A 17,509-nucleotide genomic window follows, 5' to 3' on the forward strand; every position below is an offset into this window, starting at 1 on the left:
CGGGCATCCAGCGAGTCAATGCATGCGCAGCGTCTGCCGACCTCTTCGCGAGGCCGGCAGCGCACTCGCGCAGTGTCACGAGGCCGAAGTCGTCAGGCGTTCGCCGCTGGCCGGGTCGAAGAAATGCAGAGCTTCGCTGCGCAAGGCCAGACGCAGCGACTCGCCCACCGCCGGCAACGCCTGCGGGGTGACGCGGATCACCAGCGGCTGCCCGCCGCGGTCGAGATTGAGGAAGATCTCGTTGCCTACCGGTTCGATGACATCGATACGTGCATCGAATCCCAACTGCGCGTCGGCTGACGGCTGCAGGTGCTCGGGACGCACGCCCACCACGACCTCCTGGCCCAGCCAGCGCTGATCGATCTGCGCCGCGCCCAGCGGCACGCGCCAGCCATTTGCCATCACCAGATGCAGGCCGTCCTGGGCATCCAGCCGCCCCTGCAGCACGTTCATTGCCGGGCTGCCGAGGAAGCCGGCCACGAACAGGTTGGCCGGGCGCTCGTACAGCGCCATCGGGCTGTCGATCTGCTGAATTACGCCATCCTTGAGCACCACGATGCGCTGGCCCAGGGTCATCGCTTCGACCTGGTCGTGGGTGACGTAGATCATGGTGGTGCCGAGCTTGCGATGCAGCTGCGCGATCTCGGTGCGTACGCTGTGGCGCAGCTTTGCATCCAGGTTCGACAACGGCTCATCGAGCAGGAACACTGCCGACTCGCGCACCATTGCGCGCCCCAGCGCCACGCGCTGGCGCTGGCCACCGGACATCGCCTTGGGCAGCTTGTCGAGCATGGGCGTCAGGCCCAGCAACTCGGCCGCATTGTTCACCCGCTCGGCAATCACCTGCTTGGGATGGCCGCGCAGCTTGAGCCCGAACGCCAGGTTTTCGGCCACGGTCATGTGCGGGTACAACGCGTAGCTCTGGAACACCATGGCGATGTCGCGATCCTTCGGCGCCACGTCGTTGACCACGCGGTCGCCGATGCGCAGCGTGCCCGCACTGATGTCCTCCAGCCCGGCGATCATGCGCAGCAAGGTGGACTTGCCGCAGCCGGACGGCCCGACCAGCACCATCAGCTCGCCATCGGCGACTTCGAAGCTGGCCCCTTGCACGGCAACCTGCCCGTTCTCGTAGACCTTGCGGACACCTTCCAACTGCACTTTCGCCATCTTTCGGCCTCAACAGGAGTGGTGCGCCCCACCCTCGGCCCTCCCGATGGTAGTGACGCCATAGCGCTTGCAAGGAAATCTCCTGCAAACGAATGCATTGGTTTATTCTGACATGTAATCGTTTTCACATGGCAACATCGATCTCGGGAGGGACCATGCCGCCACCAACTCACGCCGTCCATCTGGACAGCGTTTCTAACTGCGCCAGGCCGATCATGCCGCCGCGCAGGTGCAGGTATACCGCTCCAGCGCTAACCGCTGACCGTCACTTGCTGCAACAATCGGGGATTGGGCGTCAGCGTCCATCCCCCGCTGCGCGCACGCAAGTGTCGCCAGGAACAGACGTACCGACCGCCGGCATCTCCGGCGCCTTCCCGCCAAGCCGCTGATAACGATGTCTCCAGAATCTGAAACTCGGTCCATGCACAACACCCTGATCCTGTTCGGCGCCACCGGCGATCTCGCCCAGCGCTATCTCTTCCCATCCCTGCTGCGCCTGTTTGTCGACGGCCTGTTACCGGAGGACTTCCGCATCCGTGCGCTGGCCCTGTCGCCGCACGACACCGACGCCTTCCGCGAGGTCCTGCGCCCGCGCCTGACCCAGGCGCTGCCGATTGCCACCGCCGCGCAGATCGAGGCGCTGCTGCAGCGCATCGACTACCGCTCGGTGGACCTGCGCAACGCCGAGTCGGTGGCCGAGGCCGTGCGCGAACTGGCCAGCCGCCAGTGCGTGAGCTATCTGGCGATTCCACCGGGCCTGTACATCAGCACCTGCCAGGGCCTGGCCCTGGGCGGCGCGCTGGCCGCACCGCACCGGTTGATGCTGGAAAAACCGATCGGCCACGATTCGGACAGCGCCCGCGAGATCCTGCAGTCGATCGGCGCACTGATCGACGAAGACCGCGTGTTCCGTCTCGACCACTACCTAGGCAAGGCCGCGGTGCAGAACCTGGTGGCGCTGCGCTTCGGCAACACCTTGCTGGAAGCGGTGTGGAACCGGACCTACATCGAATCGGTGCAGATCCTGGTGGCCGAGAGCGAAGGCGTGGACGGCCGCGATGCCTACTACGCCCGCTCCGGCGCGCTGCGCGACATGGTGCAGAGCCATATCCTGCAGTTGCTGTGCCTGGTGGCCATGGAGCCGCCGGCCTCGCTGGAAGCCGACCGCATCCGCGACGAGAAGGTCAAGGTGCTGCGCGCCTTGCGCCCGATGACCGCCGAGCACGCCGCGCACGACAGCGTGCGTGGCCGCTACACCGCCGGCACCATCAACGGCGAGCCGGCGCAGGCCTACCACCCGCCGGAAGGCAGCGATGTGGAAACCTTCGTCGCCGTCACCGCGCACATCGACAACTGGCGCTGGGCCGGCGTGCCGTTCCACCTGTGCACCGGCAAGCGCCTGGCCGAGCGCTCCACGCGCATCGTGGTCACGCTCAAGCCGGTGACGCATTGGTTGTTCGAGCGCCCGGACCGCCAGAACGCGGTGCCCAACCGCCTGACCTTCCAGCTGCAGCCGCAGGAAAACATCGAGCTGGGCCTGATGAGCAGCCTGGCCGGCCCGGAATGGGGCGCGATCGAACTGCAGCCGCTGGAACTGGAGCTGTCCGTGCCCACCGGCCTGCACCGCCGCATCGCCTACGAACGCCTGTTCGTGGATGCCTTCAATGGCAACCCGGCGCTGTTCGTGCGCGATGACGAGGTCAAGGCCGCCTGGGCCTGGATCGACAGCGTCAGCGATGCCTGGTCGGACGCGCAGCTGCCGCTGCAGCCGTATCCGGCCGGTAGCTGGGGCCCCGAGACTGCCGCACCGTTCCTGCCCCCGGCCACCGACGCACAGGGAAATAACGCATGACCGCTCCTTCCAAGCCGGTGCTGGTTGCCGACATCGGTGGCACCAACGCGCGCTTTGCGCTGGCCGACATCGATGCCTCGGTACCGCTGCTGGAGGACACCTGCCGTGAGTTCGCGGTGGTCGAGTTCGGCTCGCTGGGCGAGGCCGCGCGCTATTACCTGGACCAGATCGGCGTGCAGGCCACCAAGGGCGTGTTCGCGGTGGCCGGCCGCGTGGATGGCGACGAAGCCCGCATCACCAACCATCCGTGGGTGATCTCGCGCTCGCGCACCGCCACCATGCTGGGCTTCAGCACGCTGCACCTGATCAACGACTTCGCCGCGCAAGCCATGGCGATCAGTCTGCTGCGCCCGCAGGACGTAGTACAGGTGGGCGGCGCCAGCTGGCGCCCGGCACCGATCGAGCAGCCGCGCAACTACGGCGTCATCGGCCCGGGCACCGGGCTGGGCGTAGGTGGCCTGATCATCCGCAATGGGCGCTGTTTTCCGCTGGAAACCGAAGGCGGCCACGTCAGCTTCCCGCCCGGCACGCCGGAAGAGATTCGCGTGCTGGAGATCCTGTCCGAGCAGTTCGGCCGGGTCTCCAACGAGCGCCTGATCTGCGGCCCGGGCCTGGTTAACATCCACCGCGCGCTGAGCGAGATTGCCGGCATCGACCCCGGCCCGCTGGAGCCCAAGGACATCACCGCACGCGCCGCCGCCGGCGACCCGCGTGCCTCGCGCACCATCGATCTGTTCTGCGCCATCTTCGGCGCGATCGCCGGTGACATGGTGCTGATGCAGGGTGCCTGGGATGGCGTCTTCCTCACTGGCGGGCTGGTGCCCAAGGTGCTGGATTCGCTGCAGCATTCCGGCTTCCGCCAGCGCTTCGAACACAAGGGCCGTTTCTCCGCGATCATGTCGCGGGTGCCCTCGCTGGCGGTGATGCATCCGCATGCCGGCCTGCTGGGCGCGGCCGCCTACGCGGTGGACGCCGAACGCGCATTGCCGGGAGAGCAGCGATGAGTTTGCAGGACAACGACCGCATCAGCCTGGTGCGCTACGACGACCTCGACGAATGGACCGAAGCGGTGGCCAGCGAAATGGCCGACCTGCTGGAACAGGAAATCTCGCGCCGCGGCCAGGCGCGCATGCTGCTGTCCGGCGGCACCACCCCGGCACCGGTGTACGAATCGCTGGCGCATCGCCCGCTGGATTGGTCGCGGGTCGAAGTGGGCCTGGTCGATGAGCGCTGGCTCTCGCCACAGGACCAGGACAGCAATGCCTGGCTGGTCAAGCAGAGCTTCCTGGACCATGCACCGGCGGCCACTTTCATCCCGTTGGTGCGCCCGGGCAAGCAGCTGCCCGAGTGCGTGCATACCGCCAACCTGCAGGCCACGCATGCCGAACCGGCCTGCCTGGCGGTGATGGGCATGGGCGGCGACGGGCATACCGCCTCGCTATTCCCCGGCTCAACCGATCTGCCCAAGGCCCTGGCCAGCCCGCAGCCGTACGCGTCGCTGGACGCCACCGGCTGTCCCGGTGCCAACCAGTGGCCGCTGCGCATCACCTTGACCCCGGCCGGGTTGGCGCCGATTCCCACGCGCCTGCTGTTGCTGCGCGGCAAGCAGAAGCTCGATGTGCTGCAGGCGGCACTGGCAGGCGAGGACATCAGCGAATACCCGATCCGGGTCGCGCTGCAGCAGCCTGGCCCGCGCCTGCGCGTGCATTGGTGCAGTTAGTGGATGTCGGGACCCCGGGTGGGTGGCTTGGTCATGCTGATGGCGTGCAAGCACTCGCCCACGTTGCGACACCGCGGCAGCCCGCATCGCCTGGTGCCGGGCTGCCATCGAACACCTTCCCCCTGTTTCTCATAGCCGGTAGCCAATGAGCCTGCATCCGAACATCCAAGCTGTCACCGACCGTATCCGCAAGCGCAGCGCGCCCTCGCGCGCGGCGTACCTGGCCGGCCTTGATGCCGCCCTGCGTGAGGGCCCGTTCCGTAGCCGCCTGAGTTGCGGCAATCTCGCGCACGGCTTTGCGGCCTCCGAGCCGACCGACAAGTCACGCCTGCGCGGCGCGGCCACGCCGAACCTGGGCATCATCACCGCCTACAACGACATGCTCTCGGCGCATCAGCCATTCGAGCATTACCCGCAGATGATCCGCGACACCGCGCGTGCGCTCGGCGCCACCGCGCAGGTCGCCGGCGGCGTGCCGGCGATGTGCGACGGCGTGACCCAGGGCCGTGCTGGCATGGAGCTGTCGCTGTTTTCGCGCGACAACATCGCCCAGGCTGCGGCCATCGGTCTCAGCCACGACATGTTCGATGCGGTGGTCTATCTGGGCGTGTGCGACAAGATCGTGCCTGGCCTGTTGATCGGCGCATTGGCCTTCGGCCACCTGCCGGCGCTGTTCATGCCGGCCGGCCCGATGAGCCCGGGCATTCCCAACAAGCAGAAGGCCGAGGTCCGCGAGCGCTATGCCGCAGGCGAAGCTACCCGTGCCGAGTTGCTGGAAGCCGAATCCGCCTCCTACCACTCGCCCGGCACCTGCACCTTCTACGGCACCGCCAACTCCAATCAAGTGCTGCTGGAAGCGATGGGCGTGCAATTGCCCGGCGCCTCGTTCGTCAATCCCGAACAGCCGTTGCGCGATGCACTGACCCGTGAGGGGACCGAGCGGGCGCTGGCGATCTCCGCGCTAGGCCAGGACTTCCGCCCGTTCGGCCGTTTGATCGACGAACGCGCGATCGTCAACGCCGTGGTCGCCCTGATGGCCACCGGCGGCTCCACCAACCACACCATCCACTGGATCGCCGTGGCGCGTGCGGCGGGCATCGTGCTGACCTGGGACGACATGGATCTGATCTCGCAGACCGTGCCGCTGCTGACCCGCGTCTACCCGAACGGCGAAGCCGACGTGAACCGCTTTCAGGCTGCTGGCGGCACGGCATTCGTGTTCCGCGAACTGATGGACGCCGGCTACATGCACGACGACCTGCCCACCGTGGTCGAAGGCGGCATGCGTGCCTATGCCAACGAGCCGCGTTTGCAGGATGGCAAGGTCATCTATGTGCCCGGCACGGCGACCACCGCCGATGACAGCGTGGCACGCCCGGTCAGCGATGCATTCGAATCGCAAGGTGGCCTGCGCCTGCTGCGCGGCAACCTGGGCCGCTCGCTGATCAAGCTGTCGGCGGTCAAGCCCCAGCACCGCAAGATCGAAGCGCCTGCCGTGGTGATCGACACCCCACAGGTGCTCAACAAGCTGCATGCGGCCGGTGTGTTGCCGCACGACTTCGTGGTGGTGCTGCGTTACCAGGGCCCGCGTGCCAACGGTATGCCGGAGCTGCATTCAATGGCCCCGTTGCTCGGCCTGTTGCAGAACCAGGGCCGTCGCGTGGCGCTGGTCACCGACGGCCGTTTGTCTGGTGCGTCGGGCAAGTTCCCGGCCGCGATCCACATGACGCCGGAAGCGGCGCGCGGCGGCCCGATCGGGCGTGTCCGTGAAGGCGACATGGTGCGCCTGGACGGCGAAGCCGGCACGCTAGAAGTGCTGGTTTCGGCCGAAGAATGGGCATCGCGCGAGGTTGCACCCAATACCGCCGTGGCCGGCAACGACCTGGGCCGCAACCTGTTTGCGATCAGCCGCCAGGTCGTCGGCCCGGCCGACCAGGGCGCGATCTCGATTTCCTGCGGCCCGACCCATCCGGACGGTGCGCTGTGGAGCTACGACGCCGAGTACGAACTGGGCGCCGATGCGGCCGCTGCCGCCGCGCCGCACGAGTCCAAGGACGCCTGATCCCCTTCCCTCTCTGCGACCGCCCAGGCGGTCGCCGTCTCCAGGAGTTGCAATGACGATTGCCCAGACCCAAAACACCGCTGAACAGCTGCTGCGCGACGCCGGCATCCTGCCGGTGGTGACCGTCGACACGCTGGACCAGGCGCGTCGCGTGGCCGACGCGCTGCTCGAAGGCGGCCTGCCTGCCATCGAACTGACCCTGCGCACCCCGGTCGCGATCGAAGCGCTGGCGATGCTCAAGCGCGAACTGCCCAACATCGTGATCGGTGCCGGCACGGTGCTGAGCGAACTGCAGCTGCGCCAGTCGGTGGATGCCGGTGCAGACTTCCTGGTCACGCCCGGCACGCCGGCGCCGCTGGCACGCCTGCTGGCCGACGCGCCGATCCCGGCCGTGCCCGGCGCTGCCACCCCGACCGAACTGCTGACCCTGATGGGCTTGGGCTTCCGCGTGTGCAAGCTGTTCCCGGCCACTGCCGTGGGCGGCCTGCAGATGCTCAAGGGCCTGGCCGGCCCGCTGTCCGAGCTCAAGCTGTGCCCCACCGGCGGCATCAGCGAAGCCAATGCGGCCGAATTCCTGTCGCAGCCGAACGTGCTGTGCATCGGCGGCTCGTGGATGGTGCCCAAGGACTGGCTGGTGCAAGGTCAGTGGGACAAGGTCAAGGAAAGCTCGGCAAAGGCTGCGGCAATCGTGCGGCAGGTGCGTGCGGGCTGATTTTCTGGGCTGCATCCCGCGTGTTGGGAAAGCTGATTGGCTTGAGAAGGCTGGTTGGCTGACGAAAGTTGATTGGCTGAGCAAAGCTGATCAGCCGGCGCTTTAGTTTTGATTGAGGAAAGCCCGGTTTGCTGGCGCTTTGATTTTTGTTTGAGGAAAGCTGGTTGGCTGGCGCCTTAATCTTTTGAGTGGAGCGGCCCGCGGGCGCCGGGGCAGGACACGCCGTGAACCCATCCATGGGGGCTCTTACACGACATCCTTGTCGTGTAAGGTCCCGCCCCGGCGCCCGCGGACCACTCTTCGAATGTTCCTGTGTTGGCGGAACGGAAAGCAGCGATTTCCGCGAGACCTGCTCGGCCTAGGCTTTGATCGTTGCTTCGTTGCTTCGTTGCTTCGTTGCTTCGTTGCTTAGTTGCCTCGCTGCCTTGCTGCCTGAGGCGGAGGCGGAGGCAGAGATCTATTTGCCTGCCGGCCAAAAATCCGAGCACTTTCGGCCTTGCCGTCTTCCCTCAAGATCAGCTAGCTCAGGGCAACGACGCGCCGAAGCGGCAGTGTGGCCGGGGATCGGCGGAGAGCGGCACAGGGATGTGCCGCGGCGGCGAGTCAGACAGGGATGTCTGCCGAGCCGAAGAGCCGATCCCCGGTCGCGCTGCCGCCCCTACCGAAGCCAGCAAATCACAGGCAGCTTGCCCGACCGTATTCGGGGAACCGTACCCTCACCCCAACCCCTCTCCCGACGGGAGAGGGGCTTGAAGCCGCCCGTTCTGACTTCCCTCAAGATCAGCTAGCTCAGGGCAACGACGCGCCGAAGTGGCAGCGTGGCCGGGGATTGGCGGAGAGCGGCACAGGGATGTGCCGCGGCGGCGAGTCAGACAGGATGTCTGCCGAGCCGAGGAGCCGATTTCCGGCCGCGCTGCCGCTCTCACCGAAGCCAGCAAACCGCAGGCAGGCGCGCTGCCTGGTCGTATTCGGGAAATCCGTACCCTCACCCCAACCCCTCTCCCGACGGGAGAGGGGCTTGAAGCACCCTTGCTGCCATTCGGTGTGCAGCGATTGCCAACCATCAGCCGTCTTGGCTGACTCAAGACTCCAACGCAGCCTCCGGCGGCATCGCCTTCCGTACACCACGCGCGCGCTGCACCAATGCCGCCGCGCCGCTGCTAATGTCATCCAGGATGACGTAGATGGTCGGCAGGAACAGCAAGCTCACCACTGTCGAAAATGCCAAGCCGCCAGCGATGGCGCGCGCCATCGGGAAATACGGCGGGCCGTCGCTGAACATGGTGGTGCTGGTCAGCGAGATCGGCACCATCGCCAGGATCGCGGTGCCCATGGTCATCATGATCGGCCGCAAGCGTTCACGTGAGCCTTCGATCAACGCCTGCGTGCGCCCCATGCCACGGCGGCGCAGATTGTTGATGTGCTCGATCATCACGATGCCGTTGTTCACCACCACGCCCATCAGCACCAGGATGCCGATGAAGGACATGATGCCGAACGAGGTCCCGGTGATCCAGAACAGCCAGAACACCCCGAAGATCGAGAACAGCACGCCGCTCATGATCGCCGCCGGGAACAGCAGCGACTCGAACACCGCCGCCATCACCACGTAGATCATCACCAACGCAATCACCAGATTGAACACCATCTGGCCCATCGCCTCGCCGTCGTCCTGATAATCGCCCCCGTCGAAGGTGTAGCTGTAACCGGCCGGAAACTGCATCGCCTTGAGCGGTTGCTCCATCGCAGCGCGCGCTTCAGGCACGGTGACTTTCGTGCCGAGATTGGCTTTGATGGTCAGCGTTGTCTGCCGATTGGTGCGGCCGATCTGGGTGGCGGCCGGGCGGATTTTTACATCCACCAGCGACAGCAACGGCACGCTGCGCCCATCCTTGGTACGCACGGTGAAGCCTGCCAGATCTTCGGGTTTGCTCTGCTCGGCGCCGGCAAACCGCACCCACACGGGCACTTCGTTGTCGCCGCGGCGAAACTCGCGCAGCGGCGTGCCACGCAAAGCCAGCCCGACAAAACTCGCCACCTGCTCCGCACTGAAGCCGAACGCGGCCGCGCGCTCGCGATCCACGCGAATGGCCAGCTCGCTGGTGCGATCGCCGGTATCCACGCGTACGTCGCGCAATTCCTTGCGCTGCGCCAGCAGCGGTACCACCTCGTCGGCCAACTCCTGCAGTGCCTGGGTGGAATCGCCCACCAATTGCACCTGCACGCCCTGATTGCCGCTCCCGCCATCGCCCTGGTTGCCGATGCTGTAATCGGCGCGCGCAGAACGCGGCAACTCCTTGCGAATCTGCTCCAGCAGCGGTGGCAGGTCCTTGACCTTGGTCGCGTCGAAGGTCACCACGGTGTTGCTGCCTTCCACCTCGCTAAACCACGAATAGATCTGGGTGATGTGGTATTTGGCGCGGTTGGCTTCCAGGTGGTTTTCCACCCGCGCGATCTCATCGCCCAGCTGCTCGCGCGTATAGGAGCCCTTCCACTGATACTGGATGTAGCCCTCGTTGCCGCCGTCGCCACCGAACATGTCCACCTTGGTGAGCTTCATCGGCACCAGGCTGATCGCACTGACCAGCAGGATGCCGGCCACGCTCCAGCCGCGGTGCGCCAGCGTCCAGGCCAAAACCTTTGCGTAGCGCCGCTGCAGCCGTGCGATCACGCCGCGCTCGGAGGTCACCAGCGGCGGCGTTTTCATGCGCGCCGACAGCATCGGGATCAAGCTGATCGCCACCAACCACGAGGCCAGCAACGACACCGAAATGGTGATCGCAATCTGCGCCATGAAAATGCTGATGTTGTTGGTTTCGCCAAACAGGTTCGGCACGAACACGATGCAGTGGCACAGCGTGCCGGCGCTGAGTGCGATCGCCACGCTGCGCGTTCCCAACAACGCTGCCAGCTGCGGCTGACCCGGCATGCGCTCGCGCTCCTGGTAGATGCTTTCCACCACCACCACCGCGTTGTCCACCAACATGCCCACGGCCAACAGCAAGCCCATCATGGTCAGGATGTTGAGCGTGACGCCGACGAAGTACATGAAACCCAGCGTGATCGCAAAGCAGATCGGGATCGCCAGCGTGACCATCAGCGTGGACGGCCAGTGGCGCAGGAAGAAGAACAGCACCGTGATCGACAGCAGCAGGCCAACCGCACCGGCCTCGGCCAATTCCGCCAATGACGAGGTCACCGCCTTACCCTGGTTGTCGATCACCTTGACCTGCACGTCGCGCATGGCCGGTTCGGCGCGGATGTCTTCGACTTCCTTCAATGCCGCCTTGGACACTTCCACCAGGTTGGCGCTGCGCTCCTTATAGATGTCCAGGCCAATCGCCGGGCGCCCATCCAGGCGCCGGCCGTAGTTCATGCGTGTGGGCTTGAGCCGCACCTGCGCAATGTCGCCCAGGCGCAGCCCCTTGGCGTTGAGCACCAGATCGCGCAGCTCCTGCAGGTCGCGCAATTCGCCCACCGGTTGCACGCGGATGCGCTGGCCGTTGTCGTCGATCTGCCCGGCCGAGACCGAGAAATTGAGCTTGCCCAGCCGCTCACTCAGATCGTTGAGGCTCAGGTCATGCGCCGTCAGCCGATCCGGCGCGATCGCGATCTCCACCTCGTTTGGTGGCGCGCCGGAGATTTCCACCTTGGCCACGCCCGGAATCCGCTCGATGCGCCGCTTGAACTCGCGGTCGAGCATGTCGTACGCGCCGGTCAGATCGGCCTGGCTGGCCAGCCGCACCTTGAGTACCGGCTCATCGCTACTGGACCATTTGAAGATATGGAAGCGTTGCAGATCCTCGGGGAAATCGTCGCGAATGGCATCCAGCCGCTCGCGCGCGTCGGAGGCGGCAATGGCGATATCGCGGTCCCAGTCGGAGAACTCGATGAAGATATTGGCGCCGTCGGCGGTGGCGGTCGAGCGCATGCGCTTGATGCCGGTCATCGTGGCCAAGGCTTCCTCGGCCGGCCGCACCAGGTTGCGCTCCACCTCGTCCGGTGTGGAGCCGGTGTACGGCAACTGCACGAACAGGAACGGCGCGGAAATATCCGGCAGCGCCTCCAGCGGCAGGCGAAACGCGGCGATCAGCCCCACCACCACCAGCGACACGAAGCACATGATGGTGGTAACCGGGCGACGGATGCTGAAGGCGGCAACGCTCATACCGCCTCCAGCCCGTCGCTGTGGCTGGCTGGTGCGCGCTGACGCGCCATGCGCCGGCCGCGCTCCAGGTAGCACGCATCGGCACGGCGATCCAGCAGGTCGTAGACCACCGGAATCACCAGCAAGGTGAGCAGCGTGGACACCAGCAGCCCGCCGATCACGGTGATGGCCATCGGTGCCCGCACCTCCGCCCCCTCGCCCATCGCCACCGCCAGCGGCAAAAAGCCGAACAAGGTACACAGCGTGGTCATGATGATCGGCCGCAGGCGCGAACGCGCCCCTTCGATCAGCGCCTCACGCTTGGCCACGCCTTCCTCGCGCAGCTGGTTGACCTTGTCGATCAGGATGATCGCGTTCTTGGTCACCAGACCCACCAGCAAAATCAGGCCAATGAACACCACCACCGATACCGGCTTGCCGGTCATCAGCAGTGCCAGTACCGCGCCGACCATCGCCAGCGGAATGGTGAACAAGATGACGAACGGGTGCAGCAGCGATTCGAACTGCGAGGCCATCACCAGGTAGACCAGGAAGATCGCCAGACCGAACGCGAACAGCAGCGACTTCACCGACTGCGCCAGTTCCTCGCCCTGCCCGCCAATGTGCATGCCCACGCCAGCGGCCAGCGGGTCGTTACGCACCAACGTTTCCACTTCGCGCACCGCACCGCCCAGGTCGATGTCGCGCAGGCTCGCCGACACGATCGCCACGCGGGTCTGGTCGGCGCGATGAATCTCGCTCGGCCCGGTGGTCGCCACCACCTCGGCGACCGCGGCCAGGCGCACCGGTCGGCTGCTGCCCGGGTTGACGATCAACTGGCGGATCGCGTCCACGCTGGCACGGTCGCTGTGCTGCGCACGCACCAGCACATCGATCTTGCGATCACGGAAGCTGTAGCGGGTGGCCACATCGCCGCGCACCTTCTTGACGATCACATCGGCGATCTGCCGCGTGGTCAACCCCAACGCACCGGCGCGCTCCTGGTCGAAGCGGATCTGGATTTCCGGGAAGCCCTCTTCCACGGTCGACTTCACGTCCGCGTAGTGGCCGTTGGCACGCAGCATCTGCGCCAGTTTCTGACCGGCCTGCTCCAGCTCGCCCAGATCCTGCCCGCGCAACTCCACTTCCAGCGGCGTGGAAAAACTAAACAGCGCCGGCCGTGCAAAATCCACCTGCGCGCCCGGATGCGCCGTCATGCTGCTGCGCAGGCGCTCGGTGGCCGCTGCCTCCACCGCGGGGCTGCCGCCACCGGCCATCACCACCGTGAGCTTGCCGATGTTCTCGCCACTTTCGGTGGGGTTGGCATCCAGCCGCGTGCCGGCACCGCTCACCCCATACAACGAGGCGATGCCCGGGTCCTTGTCGTGCGCCAGTTGCAGCTCGCGCACCAGAGCGTCGGTCTGCGCCAGCGGCGTGCCGGAGGGCAGCTTCACGGTCATTTCGAAGCGGTCCTGCGCCAGCTGCGGGATCAGGTCCGCGCCGAGCATCGGCACCAGCAGCACGGTGCCGACGAACGCGGCGCCTGCCAGCCCGAGCACCAACCAGGGCCGACGCAATGCCGCCGGCAGCATGGTCAGGTACCCGCGTTCGGCACGGCCATACGGCGCCATCGCGATATCGCTGGCCTTGCGCATCACCGGTGCCACCACCCGCGTGGCGCCGCGCCAGACCTTCACCACCGCCCAGGCGGCACCGAAAAACGCATAGCGCACGCTGGCACCCGCGCCGCGGCGGCCAGCCGCTACCGGCTTCAACCAGCGCTGCTGCGGCTGCCACTGCGGGTGGCTGGGTTCGTCCGGGAAGGCCATGGGAGGCGCGCCTTTCAGCGAGCTCAGCATCGGGATCAGCGTCATCGACACCACCAGCGAGATCGCAATGGCGATCGCCACGGTCAACGCCTGGTCGCGGAACAACTGCCCGGCAATGCCTTCGACAAACACCAGCGGCAGGAACACCGCGATGGTGGTCAGGGTCGAGGCCATCACCGCCATGCTCACCTCGCGGGTGCCCACCATCGCCGCATCCAGCACGCTCAGGCCACGCTCGCGCGCCTTGGCGATGCTCTCCAGCACCACGATGGAATCGTCCACCACCAGGCCGGTGGCCAAGGCCAGCCCACCCAGCGACATCACGTTCAAGCTCAGGCCCAGCTGGCCCATGAAGAAGAACGTGGTGATGATCGACACCGGCAGCGACAGGCTGATCACGAAGGTGCTCCAGCCATCGCGCAGGAACAAGAAGATGATCAGGATCGCCAGCACGCCGCCGATCACCGCATCTTTCTTGACGTCGCTGATCGCGTGCTCGATGAAGTGCGACTGGTCCTCGATGGTGGTGATTTCCACATCGCCGGGAACGGTCGCCTTGATCTGCTCCAGGCGCTTGCGCAGCGACGCGGCGGTCGACACCGTATTGGCATCGCCCTCCTTGTAGATCGCCAATTCCACCGCTTCCTTGCCGCCCAGGCGAATGATCGCCTCGCGTTCCTTGTAGCCCTGGCGCACCTGCGCCACGTCCTTCAAGCGCACCGGCATGCCGCCGGCGATGCTGCTGGTGGACGAGGCCGAGGTGCTCTGCACTTCGGCCGCGGCCGCCAATGCCGCCTGCGAACCAGTGGACGCCGCAATGGCATACATCTGCTGCATCGCTGCATCGGCTGCGCTGCTACTGCTGCTCTGCGTGGTCACCAGCATGTTGCGGATCTCGTCCAGATCCACGAACTGGTTGACCGTGCGCACCAGGTAGCGCTGCGAGCCTTCTTCCAGCCGGCCGCCGGAGATGTTGACGTTCTCCTCCTTCAACCGGGTGATGACGTTGTCGATCGGCAGGCTGAGCTGGGCCAGTTTCTGCTGGTCGATATCCACCTGGATCTCGTCTTCCAGACCACCGCCCACCTTCACCGCCGCCACGCCAGCGACCGGTTCGAGCTTCTTTTTCAGATCCTCGTCGGCATAGCGACGCAGGCCGGTGAGCTGACGGATGGCGTCGGTGTCTGAGGCCGGCGCCTGCTTGGGCGACAGCACCAGGCGCATGATCGGCTCGGTCGATGGATTGAAACGCAGCAGCACCGGCGGCTTGGCTTCCAGCGGCAGCGACAACGCTTCCATCTTGTCGCGCACTTCCAGGCCGGCCTGGTCCATGTTGGTGCCCCAGGCAAACTCCAGCACCACATCGCTTTGCCCGGTGCGCGAGATCGACTTCAGCTTGCGCAGGTTCTTGACCACACCGACCGCTTCTTCCACCGGCTCGGTCACCAGCGTCTCGATTTCCGCCGGTGCCGCACCGGTGTATTCGGTGCGCACGGTGAGCGTGGGATAGCTCAGGTCCGGCAGCAGATTGACCTTGAGGCTACGCAGCGCGATCAGGCCGAACAGCAGCATGGTCACCGTGATCATCGCGATGGTGACGCGGCGGCGTGTGGCAAACGCCACAAGGCCGCCGCCCGGCGCTACGGATAGGTGCGGGTCGTGGACCGGGCCGGTGGGATGGTCGGTCATGAGCGCTTCTCGTCGCCGGCCGTTGCCGGTGCGGCAGCTGCAACCGGCTTGCGATCGGGCTGGCCGATGATCTGCACCGCGGTGCCATCGCGCAGCGCCACCTTGCCGGCCGTCACGACCTGGTCGCCTTCCTTCAAGCCCTGGCGCACTTCCAGCCATGGGCCTTCGGCATAGCCCAGCTTCACTGGCACCCGACTGGCCTTGCCATTGCGCACCACGAACACCGCCGGTTCACCGTCGTCCAGCAGCGCCAGCCGCGGAATCACCAGGGCATCCTTGCGCTGGTCGTAGTCGATGCGGATGCGCCCGAACATGCCGGGCTGCAACGCCTCGGCGCCAGCGCCGAACGCGCACACCACGCGAAAAGTGCCGCTGCCCGAATCCACCACCGGCGCGATGCGGTCCACCTTCCCCAAGAACTGCTGCCCCGGCAATGCGTCGGCCAGCAACGTCACCGGCTGGCCGGACTTGAGCGTAGCCAGCTCGCGCTCGGGCACGTTGAGTGTGGCTTCCAGTTGCGAGTCGTCGACGATGCGGAAGATCGGCGTATTGATCTGCACGAAGTTGCCGGTCTTGATGGAGCGCGAGGCAATCACCCCGGAAATCGGCGCCTGCACGGTGGTGTACGACAGCTCCAGCGATGCCAGACGATGCTGCGCGCGGCTGTTTTCCACATCGAACTTGAGCTGGTCCACATCCGCAGCGCTGACCAATTGCTGGCCGACCAGTTGCGTGGCGCGGCGATAGCTGTTTTCCAGCTTGCGCAGCTGCGCCTCGCTTTGCGCCACCGCCAGATGCGCGCGGTCCGGATCCAGCCGCACCAGCGCCTGGCCTGCCGACACCTTCTGCCCTTCCTCGACCATCACCGCCAGCGCCACGCCGGAGGTCTTGGCCACCACCTGCGCTTCGGCACGTGGCTCCAATGCCGCAGTGCCGGTGTAGCTGGCGGCCACCGCACGACGGGCTGCTTTTGCGGTTTCCACCGGCACGGCATCTGCGGCCTTCTGGCTGTCTGCCGGCTTGGCAGCACTGTCGCCAGCCTTGCAACCGCCCAGCAACAGGCTCGTGGTGATCAACAGCGCAGCGGCGCAAGGTCCGCTGCGGCCGGGCAAGAAGGAGAGTGGCGACATCGTCGTGTCCTAGTGGATGCGTGAACAGGTGTTGTAGGCAAGTAAACCACCCAAGCCATCATGTCGCCAATGCGCCAAAGGTCATGGTCTGTTCAAGATTGCCTATTCACCCGGTTTGCGTGCGACCAAATCGCAGGCATACTCGGTTCGGCCCGCAACGCCCCCACGTGCGGACGCTCATACCAGTCTTCCGGATACGAAACCATGCGCCCGCAGCCGCTCGCCGCTTGTCTCGCTCTGGTCGTCTTCCTGCCGTTTGGGGGCGCATCAGCAACACCATCGGTTCCGACACCGCCTGCCCCTGCAGTCGCGGCGCCGACGCCTGCCACACCCGCGCCCTCGGGCAATGCCGGGAATGGCCGCCAGCTCGCGTACACCTGCCAGGGCTGCCACGGCGTGACCGGCTACAAGAACGCCTACCCGAGCTACCGCGTGCCCAAGATCGGCGGCCAGTCCGCGCAGTACCTGACCCAGGCACTGACCGAATACCGCCAGGGCAAGCGCAAACACCCGACCATGCAGGCACAGGCGCAAAGCTTTTCCGAGCAGGACATCGCCGACATCGCCACCTACCTGTCCACCCTTAAATAAGCGCCCACATGCCGAACGCCCTGTACGCTCCGCGTCTAGCCATCGCCTTGGTCGCTGCCCTGTCGTTGGCGGCCTGTTCCCAGTCCCAGGTGGAATCCACCGATCACTCTGCCGGCGACGCCGGTCATGCCAGCGGCGAGCACGGCTCGGGGTCTTCGGCCGGGCTGCCGACCGGCCGCGCCGCAGCCGGCGACAAACTCGCGCATACCAAAGGCAAGGCCACCGGCCAGAGCTGTGTCGATTGCCACGGCGCCGATGGCAATGTGCCGCTGGACCCGACCTATCCCAAGCTCGGCGGCCAGTACGGCGACTACCTTGCACATGCATTGCAGGCCTATCGCAGCGGCGATCGCCAGCATCCGTTGATGACCGCGCAGGCCACCGCGCTGAGCGACCAGGACATCGCCGATCTCGCCGCGTACTTTGGCGCGCGCCAGACGCAGCTGCGCGATCTGCACGGCGTCAACTGAGCACGGCGCACGTCGCGTCTCATTCGGCATGAAAAAGCGCTTGCGCGAACGTTAACGCATCGCTATCATTTCGTTCTCAGTTTCGTGGGGCCATAGCTCAGCTGGGAGAGCGCCTGCATGGCATGCAGGAGGTCGGC

Annotated in this window: 11 protein-coding genes; 7 read left to right on the top strand and 4 right to left on the bottom strand. The window is 66.0% G+C overall.

All coding sequences use genetic code 11. The annotated features are described in order from the left end of the window. Window positions 1–75: 75 nt before the first annotated feature. Window positions 76–1,170 (bottom strand): sn-glycerol-3-phosphate ABC transporter ATP-binding protein UgpC, encoded by a 1,095-nt coding sequence (gene ugpC, locus QRM89_RS16705; RefSeq protein WP_285448518.1) that lies wholly within the window; start codon window positions 1,168–1,170, stop codon window positions 76–78. A 421-nt stretch (window positions 1,171–1,591) separates the two neighbouring features. Here ugpC and zwf point away from each other — a divergent pair, with 421 nt between their 5' ends. The 5 genes from zwf to QRM89_RS16730 all read left to right on the top strand — a co-directional run bounded on the left by zwf (window position 1,592) and on the right by QRM89_RS16730 (window position 7,516). After that, window positions 1,592–3,022 carry a glucose-6-phosphate dehydrogenase gene (gene zwf, locus QRM89_RS16710; protein ID WP_115004880.1) on the top strand — a complete coding sequence of 477 codons (1,431 nt, stop codon included), beginning with the start codon at window positions 1,592–1,594 and terminating at the stop codon, window positions 3,020–3,022. Further along, window positions 3,019–4,026 (top strand): glucokinase, encoded by a 1,008-nt coding sequence (gene glk, locus QRM89_RS16715; protein ID WP_014507850.1) that lies wholly within the window; start codon window positions 3,019–3,021, stop codon window positions 4,024–4,026. The genes zwf and glk overlap by 4 nt, the downstream gene beginning before the upstream one ends. Further along, complete coding sequence (gene pgl / locus QRM89_RS16720; RefSeq protein WP_011037289.1) at window positions 4,023–4,742, top strand: 6-phosphogluconolactonase; 720 nt, start codon at window positions 4,023–4,025, stop codon at window positions 4,740–4,742. Before glk ends, pgl begins: the two co-directional genes overlap by 4 nt. A 145-nt stretch (window positions 4,743–4,887) precedes the next feature. Next, entirely contained in the window at window positions 4,888–6,804 is a 1,917-nt protein-coding gene (gene edd, locus QRM89_RS16725; protein WP_285448519.1) for a phosphogluconate dehydratase, read from the top strand. Between the two features lie 52 nt (window positions 6,805–6,856). Beyond that, window positions 6,857–7,516, top strand: a complete 660-nt coding sequence (locus QRM89_RS16730; protein WP_114998743.1) for a bifunctional 4-hydroxy-2-oxoglutarate aldolase/2-dehydro-3-deoxy-phosphogluconate aldolase — start codon at window positions 6,857–6,859, stop codon at window positions 7,514–7,516. A 1,081-nt stretch (window positions 7,517–8,597) separates the two neighbouring features. On the opposite strand, the gene QRM89_RS16735 is transcribed toward QRM89_RS16730, so the two are convergent. From QRM89_RS16735 to QRM89_RS16745, 3 genes are read right to left on the bottom strand one after another with little or no spacing between them, the layout of a single operon-like run. Further along, window positions 8,598–11,684, bottom strand: a complete 3,087-nt coding sequence (locus tag QRM89_RS16735) for an efflux RND transporter permease subunit (RefSeq protein WP_285448520.1) — start codon at window positions 11,682–11,684, stop codon at window positions 8,598–8,600. Further along, window positions 11,681–15,181 (bottom strand): efflux RND transporter permease subunit, encoded by a 3,501-nt coding sequence (locus tag QRM89_RS16740; protein WP_285448521.1) that lies wholly within the window; start codon window positions 15,179–15,181, stop codon window positions 11,681–11,683. Before QRM89_RS16740 ends, QRM89_RS16735 begins: the two co-directional genes overlap by 4 nt. Next, window positions 15,178–16,311 carry an efflux RND transporter periplasmic adaptor subunit gene (locus QRM89_RS16745; protein WP_161961950.1) on the bottom strand — a complete coding sequence of 378 codons (1,134 nt, stop codon included), beginning with the start codon at window positions 16,309–16,311 and terminating at the stop codon, window positions 15,178–15,180. The genes QRM89_RS16740 and QRM89_RS16745 overlap by 4 nt, the downstream gene beginning before the upstream one ends. A gap of 204 nt (window positions 16,312–16,515) precedes the next feature. Here QRM89_RS16745 and QRM89_RS16750 point away from each other — a divergent pair, with 204 nt between their 5' ends. Both QRM89_RS16750 and QRM89_RS16755 read left to right on the top strand, forming a co-directional pair. Further along, window positions 16,516–16,902, top strand: coding sequence for a cytochrome c (locus QRM89_RS16750; protein ID WP_115556140.1), 387 nt, complete (start codon window positions 16,516–16,518; stop codon window positions 16,900–16,902). 8 nt (window positions 16,903–16,910) lie between these two features. Beyond that, window positions 16,911–17,372, top strand: coding sequence for a cytochrome c (locus QRM89_RS16755; protein ID WP_285448522.1), 462 nt, complete (start codon window positions 16,911–16,913; stop codon window positions 17,370–17,372). Window positions 17,373–17,509: the final 137 nt, after the last annotated feature.

The organism is Xanthomonas sp. LMC-A-07, from assembly GCF_030208825.1.
GTDB classification, from domain to species: domain Bacteria; phylum Pseudomonadota; class Gammaproteobacteria; order Xanthomonadales; family Xanthomonadaceae; genus Xanthomonas; species Xanthomonas campestris.

What these genes read in the sequence shown, in the direction of transcription:
- QRM89_RS16745 (WP_161961950.1), bottom strand. Translation starts at nt 16,311, where the DNA reads ATGTCGCCACTCTCCTTCTTGCCCGGCCGCAGCGGACCTTGCGCCGCT.
- edd (WP_285448519.1), top strand. Translation starts at nt 4,888, where the DNA reads ATGAGCCTGCATCCGAACATCCAAGCTGTCACCGACCGTATCCGCAAG.
- QRM89_RS16755 (WP_285448522.1), top strand. Translation starts at nt 16,911, where the DNA reads ATGCCGAACGCCCTGTACGCTCCGCGTCTAGCCATCGCCTTGGTCGCT.
- QRM89_RS16730 (WP_114998743.1), top strand. Translation starts at nt 6,857, where the DNA reads ATGACGATTGCCCAGACCCAAAACACCGCTGAACAGCTGCTGCGCGAC.
- QRM89_RS16735 (WP_285448520.1), bottom strand. Translation starts at nt 11,684, where the DNA reads ATGAGCGTTGCCGCCTTCAGCATCCGTCGCCCGGTTACCACCATCATG.
- ugpC (WP_285448518.1), bottom strand. Translation starts at nt 1,170, where the DNA reads ATGGCGAAAGTGCAGTTGGAAGGTGTCCGCAAGGTCTACGAGAACGGG.
- zwf (WP_115004880.1), top strand. Translation starts at nt 1,592, where the DNA reads ATGCACAACACCCTGATCCTGTTCGGCGCCACCGGCGATCTCGCCCAG.
- QRM89_RS16750 (WP_115556140.1), top strand. Translation starts at nt 16,516, where the DNA reads ATGCGCCCGCAGCCGCTCGCCGCTTGTCTCGCTCTGGTCGTCTTCCTG.
- QRM89_RS16740 (WP_285448521.1), bottom strand. Translation starts at nt 15,181, where the DNA reads ATGACCGACCATCCCACCGGCCCGGTCCACGACCCGCACCTATCCGTA.
- pgl (WP_011037289.1), top strand. Translation starts at nt 4,023, where the DNA reads ATGAGTTTGCAGGACAACGACCGCATCAGCCTGGTGCGCTACGACGAC.
- glk (WP_014507850.1), top strand. Translation starts at nt 3,019, where the DNA reads ATGACCGCTCCTTCCAAGCCGGTGCTGGTTGCCGACATCGGTGGCACC.